The sequence below is a fragment of the Novosphingobium rhizovicinum genome, assembly GCF_040813635.1.
GTDB lineage: Bacteria > Pseudomonadota > Alphaproteobacteria > Sphingomonadales > Sphingomonadaceae > Novosphingobium > Novosphingobium rhizovicinum.
On record NZ_JBFNXR010000012.1, the window covers coordinates 1 to 13,574 of the forward strand.

At 61.5% G+C, this 13,574-nt stretch carries 13 protein-coding genes and 1 tRNA gene; 4 read left to right on the forward strand and 10 right to left on the reverse strand.

The window, feature by feature from the left end:
• Positions 1-161: 161 nt before the first annotated feature.
• Both ABUH87_RS00260 and ABUH87_RS00265 read right to left on the reverse strand, forming a co-directional pair.
• Positions 162-1,649, reverse strand: a complete 1,488-nt coding sequence (locus ABUH87_RS00260) for a PIN domain-containing protein (RefSeq protein WP_367767731.1) — start codon at positions 1,647-1,649, stop codon at positions 162-164.
• An 87-nt stretch (positions 1,650-1,736) separates the two neighbouring features.
• Positions 1,737-2,027, reverse strand: coding sequence for a hypothetical protein (locus ABUH87_RS00265; RefSeq protein ID WP_367767733.1), 291 nt, complete (start codon positions 2,025-2,027; stop codon positions 1,737-1,739).
• Positions 2,028-2,036: 9 nt separating this feature from the next.
• Between ABUH87_RS00265 and ABUH87_RS00270 the strand changes: the two genes are divergently transcribed.
• Complete coding sequence (locus ABUH87_RS00270) at positions 2,037-2,165, forward strand: hypothetical protein (protein WP_367767735.1); 129 nt, start codon at positions 2,037-2,039, stop codon at positions 2,163-2,165.
• 245 nt (positions 2,166-2,410) lie between these two features.
• Here ABUH87_RS00270 and ABUH87_RS00275 read toward each other — a convergent pair whose 3' ends face one another.
• Entirely contained in the window at positions 2,411-2,875 is a 465-nt protein-coding gene (locus tag ABUH87_RS00275) for a thermonuclease family protein (RefSeq protein ID WP_367767737.1), read from the reverse strand.
• A gap of 122 nt (positions 2,876-2,997) precedes the next feature.
• Here ABUH87_RS00275 and ABUH87_RS00280 point away from each other — a divergent pair, with 122 nt between their 5' ends.
• Entirely contained in the window at positions 2,998-3,627 is a 630-nt protein-coding gene (locus ABUH87_RS00280) for an SOS response-associated peptidase family protein (protein WP_367767739.1), read from the forward strand.
• A 133-nt stretch (positions 3,628-3,760) separates the two neighbouring features.
• On the opposite strand, the gene ABUH87_RS00285 is transcribed toward ABUH87_RS00280, so the two are convergent.
• From ABUH87_RS00285 to infA, 6 genes are all read right to left on the reverse strand, one after another.
• Positions 3,761-5,086, reverse strand: a complete 1,326-nt coding sequence (locus ABUH87_RS00285; protein ID WP_367767741.1) for a tyrosine-type recombinase/integrase — start codon at positions 5,084-5,086, stop codon at positions 3,761-3,763.
• A 160-nt stretch (positions 5,087-5,246) separates the two neighbouring features.
• Positions 5,247-5,322 (reverse strand) — tRNA-Phe (locus ABUH87_RS00290).
• A gap of 92 nt (positions 5,323-5,414) precedes the next feature.
• Complete coding sequence (locus tag ABUH87_RS00295) at positions 5,415-5,582, reverse strand: DNA gyrase inhibitor YacG (protein WP_367767743.1); 168 nt, start codon at positions 5,580-5,582, stop codon at positions 5,415-5,417.
• Positions 5,579-6,553 (reverse strand): ribonuclease E/G family protein, encoded by a 975-nt coding sequence (locus ABUH87_RS00300; protein WP_367767745.1) that lies wholly within the window; start codon positions 6,551-6,553, stop codon positions 5,579-5,581. Before ABUH87_RS00300 ends, ABUH87_RS00295 begins: the two co-directional genes overlap by 4 nt.
• Positions 6,546-7,148 (reverse strand): Maf family protein, encoded by a 603-nt coding sequence (locus tag ABUH87_RS00305; RefSeq protein ID WP_367767747.1) that lies wholly within the window; start codon positions 7,146-7,148, stop codon positions 6,546-6,548. Before ABUH87_RS00305 ends, ABUH87_RS00300 begins: the two co-directional genes overlap by 8 nt.
• An 8-nt stretch (positions 7,149-7,156) precedes the next feature.
• Positions 7,157-7,402, reverse strand: coding sequence for a translation initiation factor IF-1 (gene infA / locus ABUH87_RS00310; RefSeq protein WP_058735963.1), 246 nt, complete (start codon positions 7,400-7,402; stop codon positions 7,157-7,159).
• 211 nt (positions 7,403-7,613) lie between these two features.
• Here infA and ABUH87_RS00315 point away from each other — a divergent pair, with 211 nt between their 5' ends.
• Complete coding sequence (locus ABUH87_RS00315) at positions 7,614-10,217, forward strand: TonB-dependent receptor domain-containing protein (RefSeq protein WP_367767748.1); 2,604 nt, start codon at positions 7,614-7,616, stop codon at positions 10,215-10,217.
• 63 nt (positions 10,218-10,280) lie between these two features.
• Positions 10,281-12,224, forward strand: coding sequence for an excinuclease ABC subunit UvrC (gene uvrC / locus ABUH87_RS00320; RefSeq protein ID WP_367767749.1), 1,944 nt, complete (start codon positions 10,281-10,283; stop codon positions 12,222-12,224).
• A gap of 20 nt (positions 12,225-12,244) precedes the next feature.
• Here the strand turns inward: uvrC and ABUH87_RS00325 are convergent, their stop codons facing one another.
• Positions 12,245-13,558, reverse strand: coding sequence for an FAD-dependent oxidoreductase (locus ABUH87_RS00325; protein ID WP_367767751.1), 1,314 nt, complete (start codon positions 13,556-13,558; stop codon positions 12,245-12,247).
• Between the last annotated feature and the right edge of the window lie 16 nt (positions 13,559-13,574).

Here is a 13,574-nt window from a genome sequence, read left to right on the forward strand (position 1 = left end):
TCGAACGATGCGCCATCGCCTGCTCTCCTCCTGGGAAAGCGCATAGAATCAGCATTCATCGCACCTGTCTACGCCCACCCGCGCACAGGTCTCATGAGATGTCCGCGGCGACGGTTCCCTTGAAGTCGTTATACTGAACTCCAGCGTTGAAGGTATCCATTCTATCTCCTCAACCTGCTATTCTGTGCGAGCCGTCGCTCGAAATCGTCTACGAGCGCTTCTGCCAGCACCAGGCACTCGCGATCTTCGAAGTTGATACGGAGCGGAAGGTGCTTGTCGAGTGGCTCTCGAATATTGCTCGCACTGATCCGGCCAACGATCAGGCCTCGCACGTCCGCGCTATCGTCTGCCCAGATGCGAAAGGGAAAATCCTCTTCCTCTCGTCCATGACGCCAGGTCTTGCATTCAAGCGCCATCGTAGAGACGGGATCGGATCTGCCGTCTCGCCAGTAGAAAGCATCATCGTCCCGCCGCGGGTTCGCCATCGAGGGGAAGATCGGAGCGCGCGGCAGGCTCGAAAGAGGATCACGATCGAAGATCCCTGTTGCCATAAGGATCTCGGCGCGAGATTGCGGGCGCGGCGGCTGTGGAGGGAGCGCAAGCTCAAGCCAGCGCACGCCTTTGCCGCCGCTCTCGCTGACGTCCTCCCCCGGGCCACTCAGCTTGAAACTGCCAGACGCAGCGATCTCGACGAGGACATCCGCAGCGGGCCGTGTGCCCGTGTTTTGCACACAGTAAACAGCCTGAGGCCAGTCGCGTCGGCGATTCCATTCCGCGTGGAATCCGGCGATCTTCGAACGGACGCCCGATACCCAGTTCCGATAGTCATCCTCATACTTGTCGATGTCGCTTCGGGTTAGAGGTATCACGCCTTCAGGGTACGCGATGCTCGAGATGTCGAACCCCTTGCCGGTGCTCCGGGGTTTGGAGGCTTCCTTCAGTGGCGTGGGTGTCAGCTCGGCCATCGGCGCGAGCGCAGTGACCCGTTCCACAAGTTGATCGACATCATCAGGTGGGACTGGAAGATAGCGCTTCATCGTCACGTCGAGGCGATCGATCTGGGTGCCCGATTGATCGATGAAGCGGAGTTGAAGCATCGGCTCTGCTGCCTTAAGCCGAGCGATTTCCGCGTCCTTGCGGGCGAGTTCCTTCACACTATCGTCGGCTTCGGGCTCCTTCAGCCAGTGACCTGGCAGCATCCGCACCGGCAACCCGAAATGCTCTGCGGTCATTGCCGCGAAATTATCGTCGGTAAGGAGGACGACGTCATCCCCTGCATCAAGGCTCGCAAGCGCCTGATTGATGATGGCCTGATCGTCATGGGTAAGGTCGATTCCCTCGCGCACCTTGGCTTGGCTCGGCACGCCAGATGCGAGACGCAGCATGACCCTTGGCCCGGTTTCGCGCAGCAGCTCCCCCCGGCCCGTGGTCGCCATCAACTCGCGCACCTTCGTGCTAACCGACCGCGCAACCTTCCCAACTCTCCCCGGCCGGTTTTTCAGCCGATCAAGCTCGCGGATTACGGGCCCGGAAAGAATGACGCCGATGTTGTCGCGGCCAAGCTCTTCCCATGGCTGATCCTTTAGCGCGCGCCCTTGGATGAGGACGTTTGTGTCAGGGAATACGATCAAGGGAACCTGGTCAGCCATGAGACCGGTGTATGACCGGAACCGCCCGCCTTCCAGCGGTAACAAAGGGCCAAAAAAGCAAAGGGCGGAAGATCGCTCTTCCGCCCTCTACTGGCGACGCTGGCGCAACTGCGCCGATGGTGCGGGGCCGGCCGCACCAGCAGACCAGCCAACGATCAGTGCCCAGACGGTCTCGAAAGAAACAGAACAGAGCTTCATCACGTTAGTTACTGGGTTCAGGTTGGTGTTCTTGACCTTGTGCGTCTTGCGAGCGCGAGATTTTGAACATGTAATCATAGGCAATCTCTCCATGAAAATGACGCTCGCGAAGCGAAGCGCCAGAGCCAAAAAGAGGGCACCGATAATCAGCCAGCCTGCGGGATTTGAACCCCCCAGCACCCCGAAGCCATGAAGGCCAACACTTATGTAGGCATACGGTATTACGCGTTCAATGCCGAGCGGGTGAAGGATGCCGCGCTAGATGCGTACAAGCTGTCAATGTTGCTGGTCGAAGCGATACGCCCGGTGGCCCGCTGATCTAGTTGCCGGGAGCGCAGGTCCGCGATTGCGATGCTATGTCGTCTTCAGGCGGCCGTCGGCTCGAAAAGCGGACGGGCATGCCCAGCTTCATTTTTGACGCGACGCCGCGCGGAAAAACGCTGAACGTCGGCTTCTGACAAGAGCTGATATCCAGGCTGTGGCATGTGAACGGCAGAGAAGTCCCAATGGCAGCCAAGCCCTCATGCTGTCGCGCAGGGAAGTACTGATTCCAGTGCACGGCCTTAGAGAACGTCGCTCGGGCAAGTCCGGGCGACGTTCAGGCCATCGTCCCAATCGGCCTTGTAGATCACCTGATCGTGGCTGAGCTGCCAGCAGGAGAGATCTCCTTTGCTGCCCGCAACCAGCGCCAGCGTTCGGCCATAGTGGTCCTCGCCGATCCGCTTGATGGTCAGGGACCCGCTCATTGCTGCCTTCAGGTTGTTCGTGGAGGCGTGCGGGTCGCCAGGTGCACAATCCCGACCGACGCGGCAATGGCCGGGTAGCTCAGGGGCGTCGATCCCCAGGAGCCTGATACGCTCATCGCCGCAGCGGATCGTATCGCCGTCTGTCGCGGAGCAGCCGTAGATCGGGTCAGCATAAGCAACTGCCACATGGCTAGCAGTTGCGTCACGTTCAAGAAAATGAGAGGCGACGCCAGCTGCGCCGCCAACGGCGCCAGCGGCGACAAGCGCAGCGATGATCATCATGACGCGCCTCATCCGGCGCTTGCGTCGAAGTACGGCAGACCTGCGGCTGACCAGGGGGAAGGGGGCTTTCTCCTCACCGTGGGAGCTTGGATCCCGACCGCTTAACAGTCTACAAATGCCGCATGTGTAATCGAGCCCGCATGCGAGGTGAGCCTGAAACTCTCTGGGGATCGATGGCGCAGCTGTTCAGCGAGCGTCCGCGCGACAACCGCTTCGATCCAGTGGAGCTTCGCCCTAAGAGCCGCAGCTACGTGGTGCGAGAGCATGGCGGCGTGCGCGCCTGGGACGTGATGACCTGGGATGTGCTCGGCGGCGAAGCGAAATGGCCGATGACGAACGTGCGGCAGCTTGGGCTGCCTCAATGGCGCAGGCTGGCCGAGAAGCCTGAGAACCGTTGTATCGTGCCCTTGACCGAGTTTTGCGAGTTCACTCCGGACAAGCACGATCTTGGCGACGGCAAGCCGCCGCTGAAGGGGGAAATGTGGTTTAGCACCGACCAGCGCGTGTTTCCTGTGGCCGGGTTCTGGCAGCGCACCAAGGATGGCACGGGCTTCACGATGGTGACGTGCGACCCTAACGAACTCGTCGCACCCATCCACCCGAAGGCGATGATCACCATCCTTGAGCCTGAGGACGTGGATACCTGGCTGAGAGGCTCGTATGACGAGGTCGTAGCGCTTCAGAAGCCCTATGATGCCGCAAAGATGACAGTGCGTGGGCCGGTGTTCCCTACGCGAACTGGCGAGGAGTAGAGGGCGCAGGCCGCCTGCGGGGCGCGAACGCGGCCTGCGGAAGATGAGAAACGCTCCGGCGGGGACGGGCAGGCCATTCCAATGGCGGTCTGTGGAGCTCGGTGAGCTTGGCCGCCAGCCGGCCCGAGGCAGCTTACCGCGTCTTCTCGGTTGATCTCGGACGATCTGCTTCGTCCAACAAAGCAGCCGCAGGAGCCAGACTGTTCCCGCTGGTACGGGTGTGGTCCTTCTTGGCCCTTTTGGCTCCTGCTCCCTTGGATGCATTCGCGCGATTGCCGTTGTCACGCAGACGATCCAGGTAATCGGACCAGAACTGCATCATGCGTACGCGCTCGGCCCAGTGTTCGCCTCTGAGGTAGGCCCTTCGGACATCGTCGCTTTCCATATGCGCAAGCTGCCGCTCGATCGCGTCTGGATGCCACTTGCGCGACTCGTTCAACAAGCTGCTGGCGGTTGCCCGGAAGCCATGACCCGTCACTTCCTCTTTGCCATATCCAAGACGTCGCAGCGCGGCGTTGATCGTGTTGTCGGAGATGGGTCTGTCGTCGGAGCGGATGCTTGGAAAAAGGTACCGCGAGCCTGCGCGGAGTTCGCGTAGATCGGCCAGCAGGGCCAAGACTTGCCGTGAAAGCGGCACCTTGTGCGCCCGCCCCATCTTCATTTTCGAAGCGGGGATGGTCCAGACCTTGGCCGCAAAGTCGAACTCTGCCCATTCGGCATGCCGCAGTTCGCCCGGCCTCACGAAGACATGCGGCGCCAGGCGCAACGCAATTCCTATGTGCGGCTGTCCTTCGTAGGTCTCGATTGCGCGCAGCAAAGCGCCGAGCTTGCGAGGCTCCACGATCGCCGCCCGGTGCTGGACCTTGGGGGTGATGAGCGCGCCGTGCAGATCGACCGACACATCCCGCTGTGCACGGCCCGTGGCGATCGCGTACCGAAGTACGCTGCCGCAGGTGCTGCGCAGTCTGCGCGCCGATTCGTGACGCCCCCTGACCTCGACTGTCCGAAGGACCGTGAGCAGTTCGGGCGCGGAGACTTCAGAGACAGGACGATTGCCGATAAGCGGGTAGGCGAAGTCCAGAAGCCAGCGCAGCTTCTGCATCGTCTTGGGGGCTCGACCTTCGGCCTCTATCTTCTGCAGCCACTCCTGAGCGACGGCCTTGAAGGTAACGGCTGCCGAGATGCTTGCCACTCCTCGCGTCAGCTTCTTATAGCTTGAGGGATTGATGCCTTTGTCGAGCAGGCGACGCGCGCTTGCACGTTTCTCGCGAGCCTCCTTCAACGAAACGTCCGGATAGACGCCGAGCGCCATCGTCCCACGCTTGCCCTCATGACGGTAGTCCATCCGCCAATACCGTGCACCGCCAGGCTGCACGAGCAGGTAGAGCCCGTGCATGTCGGCGACTTTGTACGGCTTGGCTTCGGGCTTGATCCTTCGAATCGCGGCATCGGTGAGCATGACGGTATCTGCTCCGCGCTGGGCTGGCTGATACCGTCAATGTACCGTCAGGACGCGCGGGTGCCAATGGATCGTGGCGGATCGCAGCGGAGTTGGTACCGTCAGAAAGCTAGGATTTCAGCCGTTTCTGGACGTTGGTGGACCATCGCGGAGGAGGCGATGGTGCCCGGGGACGGAATCGAACCGCCGACACCATGATTTTCAGTCATGTGCTCTACCAACTGAGCTACCCGGGCGACGCTGCGGCGACGGTCTGAGAGGACCGGCGAGCGGCTGGAGCCGCGCCTATGGCGAAGGGGAGGCGCGTTGGCAAGCCCGAATTGCAGGATTATTCTTCGTCTGTATCTCGGACCGGCGCTGGGGGGCCGGGAACGGCATACCCGTCATCAAGCCATTTAAGGAGGTCGCGATCGCGACACCTCGCTGAGCAGAATGGCTTATACTCAGCGGCGCGAGGTTTTCCGCAGATCGGACACGGGCGTTCTATACGACTCATAAGCTTGTCGCCTGCGCGAAGCCGCCGAGCAGAGCAAGTGCGGGATCGGTTTCATAGCTGATGGATCGGCCCGTCCTGTTCGTCAGTTCTGCTCGCAGATCCGGAGACAAGGCGGACATGACCCTAGGATGAGCCCGCAGGACTATCGGTCCCGCTTCACGCACATCTTCGGCCCTGCGCAGGAGAAGCAAGGCTCCGGTTCGTGCGGGCTCCTGCTGTACCATCGAGAGGATGGAGGGCCTCTCCAGCTTTGCAACGATGTGAACAAACCCAAAGCCATTTATTGCGGTGCGCTGATGGGGCCAATCACGAAGGGCCTCTGCAAGTGCCTCATCGACAGACCGGCGGTCACTTTTGGATTCCAGCGAAGGAAAATCGATTCCGATCGAACCGGCCAAGTCGAACCTCAAAATGGCCGAAGCAATGACGGGTACGGCTGCGCGTGCGAGTTGGGGGGCGGGTAGAATGCCGTCCACATCGATGAGCGTCATTGCTGGTGTCGGACTGATCTGGAGGGCTCCGCCCGTGAAAGTCAGATCTCCTTCCATGGCGTCGCTGATCAGTTCTGGCCATGGATCTTCACGGAAGCGGCGGACAACCCGTACAGGCAATTCTGATGCCGCGAGCGTCTCCTGAAGCGTAGGGGCAGGGCGACTTTGGGCGTTGGTAGGGCGGGCCTGCGCGCGCTTGTAGCGGCCTTTTTCCGCCAGTGCCGCGCGGGTGACCTGAACGCGAAGCGTGGAGCCCTCGCTTGCTTCGCTTGGCAAGCCATCCGCGAGTGCTTCCTCGCCGCAGTCGAATAGCAAGGTGCCCCGACGTGACCGTGAGGCGCGCGCGATCAGTTTCGCGTCGGCGATTAATCCTGCGCGGAGCCGCCCTGGTCGATCCAGGCGGGCTGCGATCACCTCGCCGTTGTCGACCAGAATTGCACGGGCCTCTCCTATGCCGTGCTCAACGAGCCACTCAGGCAATCGCGAACCCTGCAGAGCGCAGCAGTGCGCGGGTTTCGAACAGAGGCAGGCCGACGACGCCCGAATGGCTGCCTGCAATCCACGAGATCAGCCCTTCTGCACTCCCTTGGATGGCGTAGCCTCCGGCCTTGCCCTCCCACTCCCCGGAGGCGAGATAGGCTTCGACTTCTGATGCGCTGAGGGACTTGAAGCGAACAACCGTTTCGGACAGCCGTTCACGCAGAGTGCCATCCGGCGCCTTGAGCGCAATGGCGGAGAGCACACGGTGCCTTCGGCCGGAGAGCAGTTCCAGGCAGTTGCGTGCTACCTGCGCATCTTCGGCTTTCGGGAGGATGCGCCGTCCGAGCGCGACGACCGTGTCGCCAGCCAGCACATGGCTTTCATCTGCGGAAAGCGCGAGGGCTTTCTCCCGAGCGATCCGGCGCGCATAGGCACGGGGCAATTCGTGCTTCGCTGGGGTTTCGTCAATATCCGCTGCGGTAATGACATCTGCCATGACGCCGAGGCGAGCAAGAAGCTCCCGGCGACGTGGGCTGGCAGAGGCTAGGGTCAGCCGGAGAGCGGGGGAAGGATCAGAGCCTGCCAGCGCCTGCATCTGCTCTGTCAGTACGACCCCGGCCCACCGCGGCCCGGCATAAAGCGGTACGTGATGCGGCCTTTGGTCAGGTCATACGGGGTCAGTTCAACCAGCACTTCGTCACCCACCAGCACGCGGATGCGGTTCTTGCGCATCTTGCCGGCAGTGTGGCCGAGGATTTCGTGACCGTTTTCCAGCTCAACCCGGAACATCGCGTTCGGCAGCAGCTCGACCACCTTGCCGCGCATCTCGAGGAGTTCTTCTTTCGCCATTGGCGATCAGTTTCCGTTCGTCTTGTTCATCATCGGGGCGGCACATAGCTATCGCTTGCGCAAAAGGGAAGTGTCGCGTTCTGATGAAACTCAAGACACTTGCGACAATTTGATACCCTCCGTGGCTTGTCTGGTGTCGGCGGTGCGCTTCATCAGAGGCTCATCGCGCACTGCTCAGGGCAGGCGTCCATTTGCATTCGGAGAATTACCTTTGCGCTCTCTCGTCACGATTTCGCTCTTAGCGGGGTGCTGTCCGGTCGTCGCTCATGCGCAGGATGCAGGGCAGGTACTTGCTCCCGCCGTTGCACCGGAAGATGACGATGAGGACGGCCAGGGGCAATATGGCGGAGCAGAGGAGATCGTCGTAAGAGCGGGTCGTCTTCGCGGCGAAATCGATGTGCCGCAACAGCCCGTGGCGGTCTTCGAGGAGGAGGACATTGCGGCTTACGGCGTGGCGTCGATATCCGAGTTGCTGGAAGCGATCTCTCCTCAGACGGGTAGCGGCCGTGGGCGTGGCGGTGGGCGCCCCGTAATTCTCCTGAACGGGCAGCGCGTTTCCAGCTTCCGTGAGATGCGTTCGATACCGCCAGAGGCGATCCGGCGTATGCAGGTCCTGCCCGAAGAGGTGGCCCTTCGCTTCGGCTACCCGCCGAACCAGCGGGTGGTGAACATCATCCTGAAGGATAAGTTTGCGAGCAAGCAAATTGCTGGAGAGTTCAACTATCCGACCCGTGGGGGGTACTCGAACTATGAAGTCGAAGGCAGCCTGTTCCGCGTAGACGGACAACGCAGGACGACTCTTGAGGCCAAGATCGTCGAAACCTCCTTGCTGACAGAGGCTGAGCGCGATGTCATTCAAGAGCCTGGCACGGTTCCCACGATACCCGGCGCCCCCGATCCTGCCGACAATCGCAGCCTGGTTTCCGCCAGTCGGGAAATAACGTTGGGTGGAACGTCTGCGATGGGGCTCGGCGAGGATGGGCTGGGCGGCTCCCTCACCGTAAACGGCGCTTACACGCGAACGGATACCCGGTCGCTTTCCGGCCTCGATACCGTGTTGCTGACAGCAGACGGTGCGACCGTGCGGCGGAGCTTGGAGGGACCTCTGCGGAGTCGGGTCGGTACCGACGCGTTCCAGGGTGGTTTGGCCTACAACAAGGCGCTGGGTGGCTGGCAGCTCACCGGGACCGTCGACGCGTCCTATACGGATGCAACCACGAAAGTGGACCGACGTCGGGATCTGCAGGCACTGATTGACGCGGCAGCGGCGGGAACTTTGCCCATCATGGGCCCCCTCCCGCCGGTCGCTGGCGCAGGGTACGACACGGCCCGCTCCAAAGATGTGGGCGTTAGCTCCTTGGTGACGGTCGCTGGCAACCTCCTGCGCCTTCCTGCCGGTGAAATCGCTGCTACATTCCGTACAGGCTTCGATTACAGTCGCAGCGACAACGAGGACACGCGCGATCTCAACGGGTCTGTTGTTCTTGACCGCAGCGAGTTCTCGGCAGGAGTGAATCTGGCCCTGCCGCTTACGAGCCGACGCGAGGACGTCTTAAGCGCGGTGGGTGACATCGCACTCAACCTCAGTGGCGGGGTCGACCATCTTTCGGATTTTGGCACCCTGACGGAGTGGAGTGCCGGCTTCACCTGGGCGCCGACGGAAAAGCTGAGCTTCCAGGCGAGCTACATCGTGAACGAGGCAGCGCCCTCACTCAGCCAGCTGGCGAGTCCGCAAGTCCTCGCTTTCAACGTGCCAACCTTCGACTTCGTGCGCGGGGAGACGGCACTGGTGACGTTGGTTTCGGGCGGCAATCCTGATTTGCTTGCCGAGCGGCAGCGGGACATCAAGCTGGCGCTCAACTGGGAACTGCCGATCCTGGATCGGTCCAATCTCGTAATCGAGTACTTCCGAAATCGATCAACTGACGTCACTCAGTCGTTCCCGTTGCTGACGCCGGCCGTAGAGGCAGCTTTCCCGGGCCGGGTTACGCGTGATGGGGCGGGCCGATTGATGGCAATCGATCGCAGGCCTGTCACTTTTAACGAGATAGCCAGTTCGCGCATGCGCTGGGGCCTCAACTTCGGTGGCAGCTTGGGCAGCAGCGCGAACGCCGCTGCAGCAGGAGCGCCTGCGGCAGCGCGGCGTCCTTCGTCGCCGACAACAGGAGGAAGGCCGGCAGCCCGATCGACCGCAGGCGAAGAGCCGCAGCCCGGAGCGGATCGCGCAAGCTCCCGTGCAGAGCGGCCCGGTGGCCCCTCTGGCGCTCCCGAACGCGCGAGCCGGGGCGGTGCGGAGCCTGCTGGTGTCGGTCCGATGCGGCGGGGCAGACAAGGCGGGCGCTGGAATGTCGCCGTCTACCATACCTGGCGCTTCACCGACACGATCCGCATTGCGCCGGGCGTGGAACAACTTGATCAGTTGCAGGGCGATGCAATCTCCGCTGGCGGCGTGCCGAGACATGCAATCGAGTTCGAAGGAGGCGTGTTCCGCAACGGGTACGGCCTTCGTCTCCAGGGCGAGTGGAATGCGCCTGCGCGAGTCAACGGAAGTGGCCTGCCGGGAAGTTCTGATTTGCGCTTCGGCAGCACATTCGATGTCGGCCTTCGCATGTTTGTCGACTTGGGTCAGCAGCAGTCTCTGGTGCAGAGCGTTCCTTTCCTGAAGAATACGCGGGTCTCTTTGACAGTGGATAATCTGTTCGATCAGCGACAGCGCGTAACGGATGAAGACGGCAACGTGCCGCTGGCATACCAAGCTGCGTACCGGGAGCCGCAGGGACGGATCGTCGGCATAGATTTGCGCAAAATGTTCTGAGCTGGCGGATAGGTTCGCGGCGGGGCGGTTTCCTTTTCGTCCCGCCGCTCCTAAATCGCGCGCATGGCCCGAACTCCTGCCGGCAGACCTGATCTCCCCAAAGGCACCGAACGTTTTCACGAAGAGCAGGCGACGTATACCGTTCGCGGAACGGAGCAGCCTGACCTGCAAGCGGGTGTCGAGGCGATCCGCGACACCGTTCGTACTCTGAAGCCTCGGCCCGGCGTTTACCGCATGCAGGATGCGCGCGGCGACGTGCTGTACGTCGGCAAGGCGCGTGCACTGAAGAATCGCGTGGCCAACTATGTGCAGTGGGAGCGCCTTCCGAGCCGCCTCCAGCGTATGGTCAGCCAGACGCGCAGCATGACGATCGTCACGACCAACTCAGAGGCTGAAGCGCTGCTGCTGGAGGCACAGCTTATCAAGCGCTTTCGCCCGCCGTACAACGTACTGCTGCGGGACGATAAGTCTTTCCCCTTTATCCTGCTTCGCGCCGATCACGCATTTCCGCGCCTCATGAAACATCGCGGAGCGCGTAAGGCGCAAGGCAATTACTACGGGCCGTTCGCGAGCGCCGGTTCGGTCAACACGACTGTCAATGCGCTGCAGAAGCTCTTTCTCCTGCGAAGCTGCACCGACAGTTTCTTCTCCCGGCGCGACCGGCCATGCCTGCTCTACCAGATAAAGCGTTGCTCGGCCCCCTGCGTGGGGCGCATCGATCAGGAGGGTTACGCCGAGCTCGTCCGAGAGGCGAAGGATTTCCTCGGCGGACGTTCGAGTGCGGTGCAAAAGAAGATCGAGGCGCAGATGGCCGAAGCGGCCGAGAACCTCGACTTCGAACGTGCTGCGATGCTGCGGGACCGATTGCGAGCAGCGACATTCATTCAAGGCAGCCAGGCCATCAATGCGGAAGGGATGGATAACGCGGATATCTTCGCGATGGCGTGCAAGGGAGGGCACGTCGGCATCCAGGCGTTCTTCATTCGCGGGGGGCAGAACTGGGGACATCGCGCCTTTTTCCCAACCCACACAGAGGGCTTGGCAGAAGAAGAAATTCTGACCAGCTTCCTCGCCCAGTTCTATGAAGAGGTGCCGCCGGCGCGGGTCATCCTGCTGGATCGGGAGCTTCCCGAGGCCGACTTGCTGGCGGAAGCGCTGCGCGAAGCTGCGGGTGGCAAGGTCGAGGTCTCGGTTCCGCAGAGAGGCAGCCGCCGCCGTCTGCTCGCTCAAGCCACGCGCAACGCCGTTGAGGCGCTTGAGCGGCGTATGGCTGAACGCGGCACCCAGGCAAAGATCATGCAGGAACTGACCGAATTCCTAGAACTACCGGAAGTGCCGCAGCGGATCGAAGTGTACGACAACAGCCACATCCAGGGAGCCAAAGCGGTAGGCGCGATGATTGTGGCTGGGCCCGAAGGCTTCCTCAAGAACCAATATCGCAAGTTCAACATCCGCCACGCGCAGAGCAACGATGATTTCGCGATGATGCGCGAGGTCATGGCTCGTCGGTTTGCCCGAGTGCTGGAGGAGGATCCCGAGCGCGAGCAGGGCATGTGGCCTGATCTGGTCCTGATCGATGGAGGCAAAGGGCAGATGAGCGCCGTTCGCCAGGCCGTAGATGAGCTTGGGGTGGAGGACATCGCGCTGATCGCGATTGCGAAGGGGCCGCATCACGGACGGGAGGGGCGCGAAGTGTTTCACTTCCCGGATGGCCGGGAAAAGATGTTGCCGGTTAACTCGTCGCTCCTGTTTTACCTGCAGCGCCTTCGGGACGAAGTGCACCGCTTCGCAATCGGAGCGCACAGAGCGAAGCGCAGCAGAGCGATTAGTGCCAGCCCGCTCGATGAGATCCCAGGCATTGGTCCGGCAAGAAAACGTGCGCTGCTTCTTCACTTTGGGACTGCCGGACGAGTGCGTGCGGCCAGCTTGGAGGACCTGCAGCGCGCGCCCGGTGTTAGCGCGGCGGTGGCCCAATCCATTTACGACTTCTATCATCCCTCAGGCTGAGGCGTCTGCCTTCTTCGGCGCTATCGCTCCGCGTTCGCCGCGGCGATCAACTCCTCAACCAGGACGAACTTCTCCCGCGGAGCTCCTGCACGAGCGTTGGCGATTTCCGCCTCTTCGATTCTCTTCCAATCGCGGAAACGCACGACGTTGAGGCCGCGTTCAGCTGCAAGCGCATCGAAGGCACAACCTCCCTGCTTTCCGCTTCCTTCGCCGATGTCCTCACTGACCTTTTCGATAATGGCAAAGCCGTCCGGCCGATTGGTGCCAATCGTCCCCGTTGGTCCGCGTCGTGCCCAGCCGACGCAGTATAGGCCGGGACGGATACGGCCGTCATCGTTGGCAAACCGCCCAGCCTTCTTATCGAAAGGAACTTCGGGAATGGGCGACGTTTCATAGCCGATACACGCGATCACCAATCCAGCCGGAATGGTGTAGCTCACTCCGGTTCCGACCGCGCTTCCATCAACCAACTTCGTGCGCTCCACCACGACGGCTTCCACCTGGTTGCTGCCGATGATCTTCTGCGGTGCTGCGAAGAAGTCGAACTCGATCCGAACTGCCTTGCTAGAGCACTCTTCGGGCTTCTGAGCAGCGAATGCGCGCAGATGGGCGACAGACTTGCGCAGCCCTGGTTCGAGCGCATCGTCTTCCTCAAGCGGTGGTAGATCCTGCTCGTCGACGATCGGGCAAGCGCGAGAGAGGTGCCCCAATTCACCGAGTTCTTTCGGCGTCATGGTGATCTCATGCGGCCCCCTGCGGCCAAGGATTACAATGCGTTCCACCCTTGCTCCGGCGAGCGCATCCAAAGCATGGGAAACGATGTCGCTTCCAGCAAACTCATCCTGCGCCTTGGCAAGGATGCGGGCCACATCCAGCGCGACGTTTCCGTTGCCGATAATGACTGCAGTGTGGTGCGACAAAGCCGGCTTCAAGTCGCTGAAGGTGGGATGTCCATTGTACCAGCCGACAAACGACGCGCTGCCGAAAACGTTCTCCAGGTCCTCGCCAGGCAAATTGAGTTTGCGGTCTTGTGGTGCTCCGGTCGCCAGAACGACGGCGTCGTAGAAGTCCTGTAGCTCGCTGATGCTTACGTCACGGCCAATTGTCACGTTGCCCAGAAACCGAACGCAATCAGAAAGAGCTGTTGATTCATAACGCCGCGACACGCCCTTGATCGACTGGTGATCTGGCGCAACGCCGCTGCGAATGAGTCCGAATGGCACCGGTAGAGAGTCGTAGACGTCTATTTTAACGCCTTCGGGCCACTGCTTCAGCGCGGCTTCCGCCGTGTAGTATCCGGCAGGGCCAGATCCGACAATCGCGATGTGCCTCACCTGAATTCTCCCAGGA

Bases quoted from the DNA above. Each gene is read 5' to 3' on its own strand.
- ABUH87_RS00305 (WP_367767747.1), bottom strand. From the start codon at position 7,148: ATGCAGGCGCTGGCAGGCTCTGATCCTTCCCCCGCTCTCCGGCTGACC.
- ABUH87_RS00270 (WP_367767735.1), top strand. From the start codon at position 2,037: ATGAAGGCCAACACTTATGTAGGCATACGGTATTACGCGTTCAATGCC.
- ABUH87_RS00275 (WP_367767737.1), bottom strand. From the start codon at position 2,875: ATGATGATCATCGCTGCGCTTGTCGCCGCTGGCGCCGTTGGCGGCGCA.
- infA (WP_058735963.1), bottom strand. From the start codon at position 7,402: ATGGCGAAAGAAGAACTCCTCGAGATGCGCGGCAAGGTGGTCGAGCTG.
- uvrC (WP_367767749.1), top strand. From the start codon at position 10,281: ATGGCCCGAACTCCTGCCGGCAGACCTGATCTCCCCAAAGGCACCGAA.
- ABUH87_RS00285 (WP_367767741.1), bottom strand. From the start codon at position 5,086: ATGCTCACCGATGCCGCGATTCGAAGGATCAAGCCCGAAGCCAAGCCG.
- ABUH87_RS00260 (WP_367767731.1), bottom strand. From the start codon at position 1,649: ATGGCTGACCAGGTTCCCTTGATCGTATTCCCTGACACAAACGTCCTC.
- ABUH87_RS00280 (WP_367767739.1), top strand. From the start codon at position 2,998: ATGTGTAATCGAGCCCGCATGCGAGGTGAGCCTGAAACTCTCTGGGGA.
- ABUH87_RS00295 (WP_367767743.1), bottom strand. From the start codon at position 5,582: ATGAGTCGTATAGAACGCCCGTGTCCGATCTGCGGAAAACCTCGCGCC.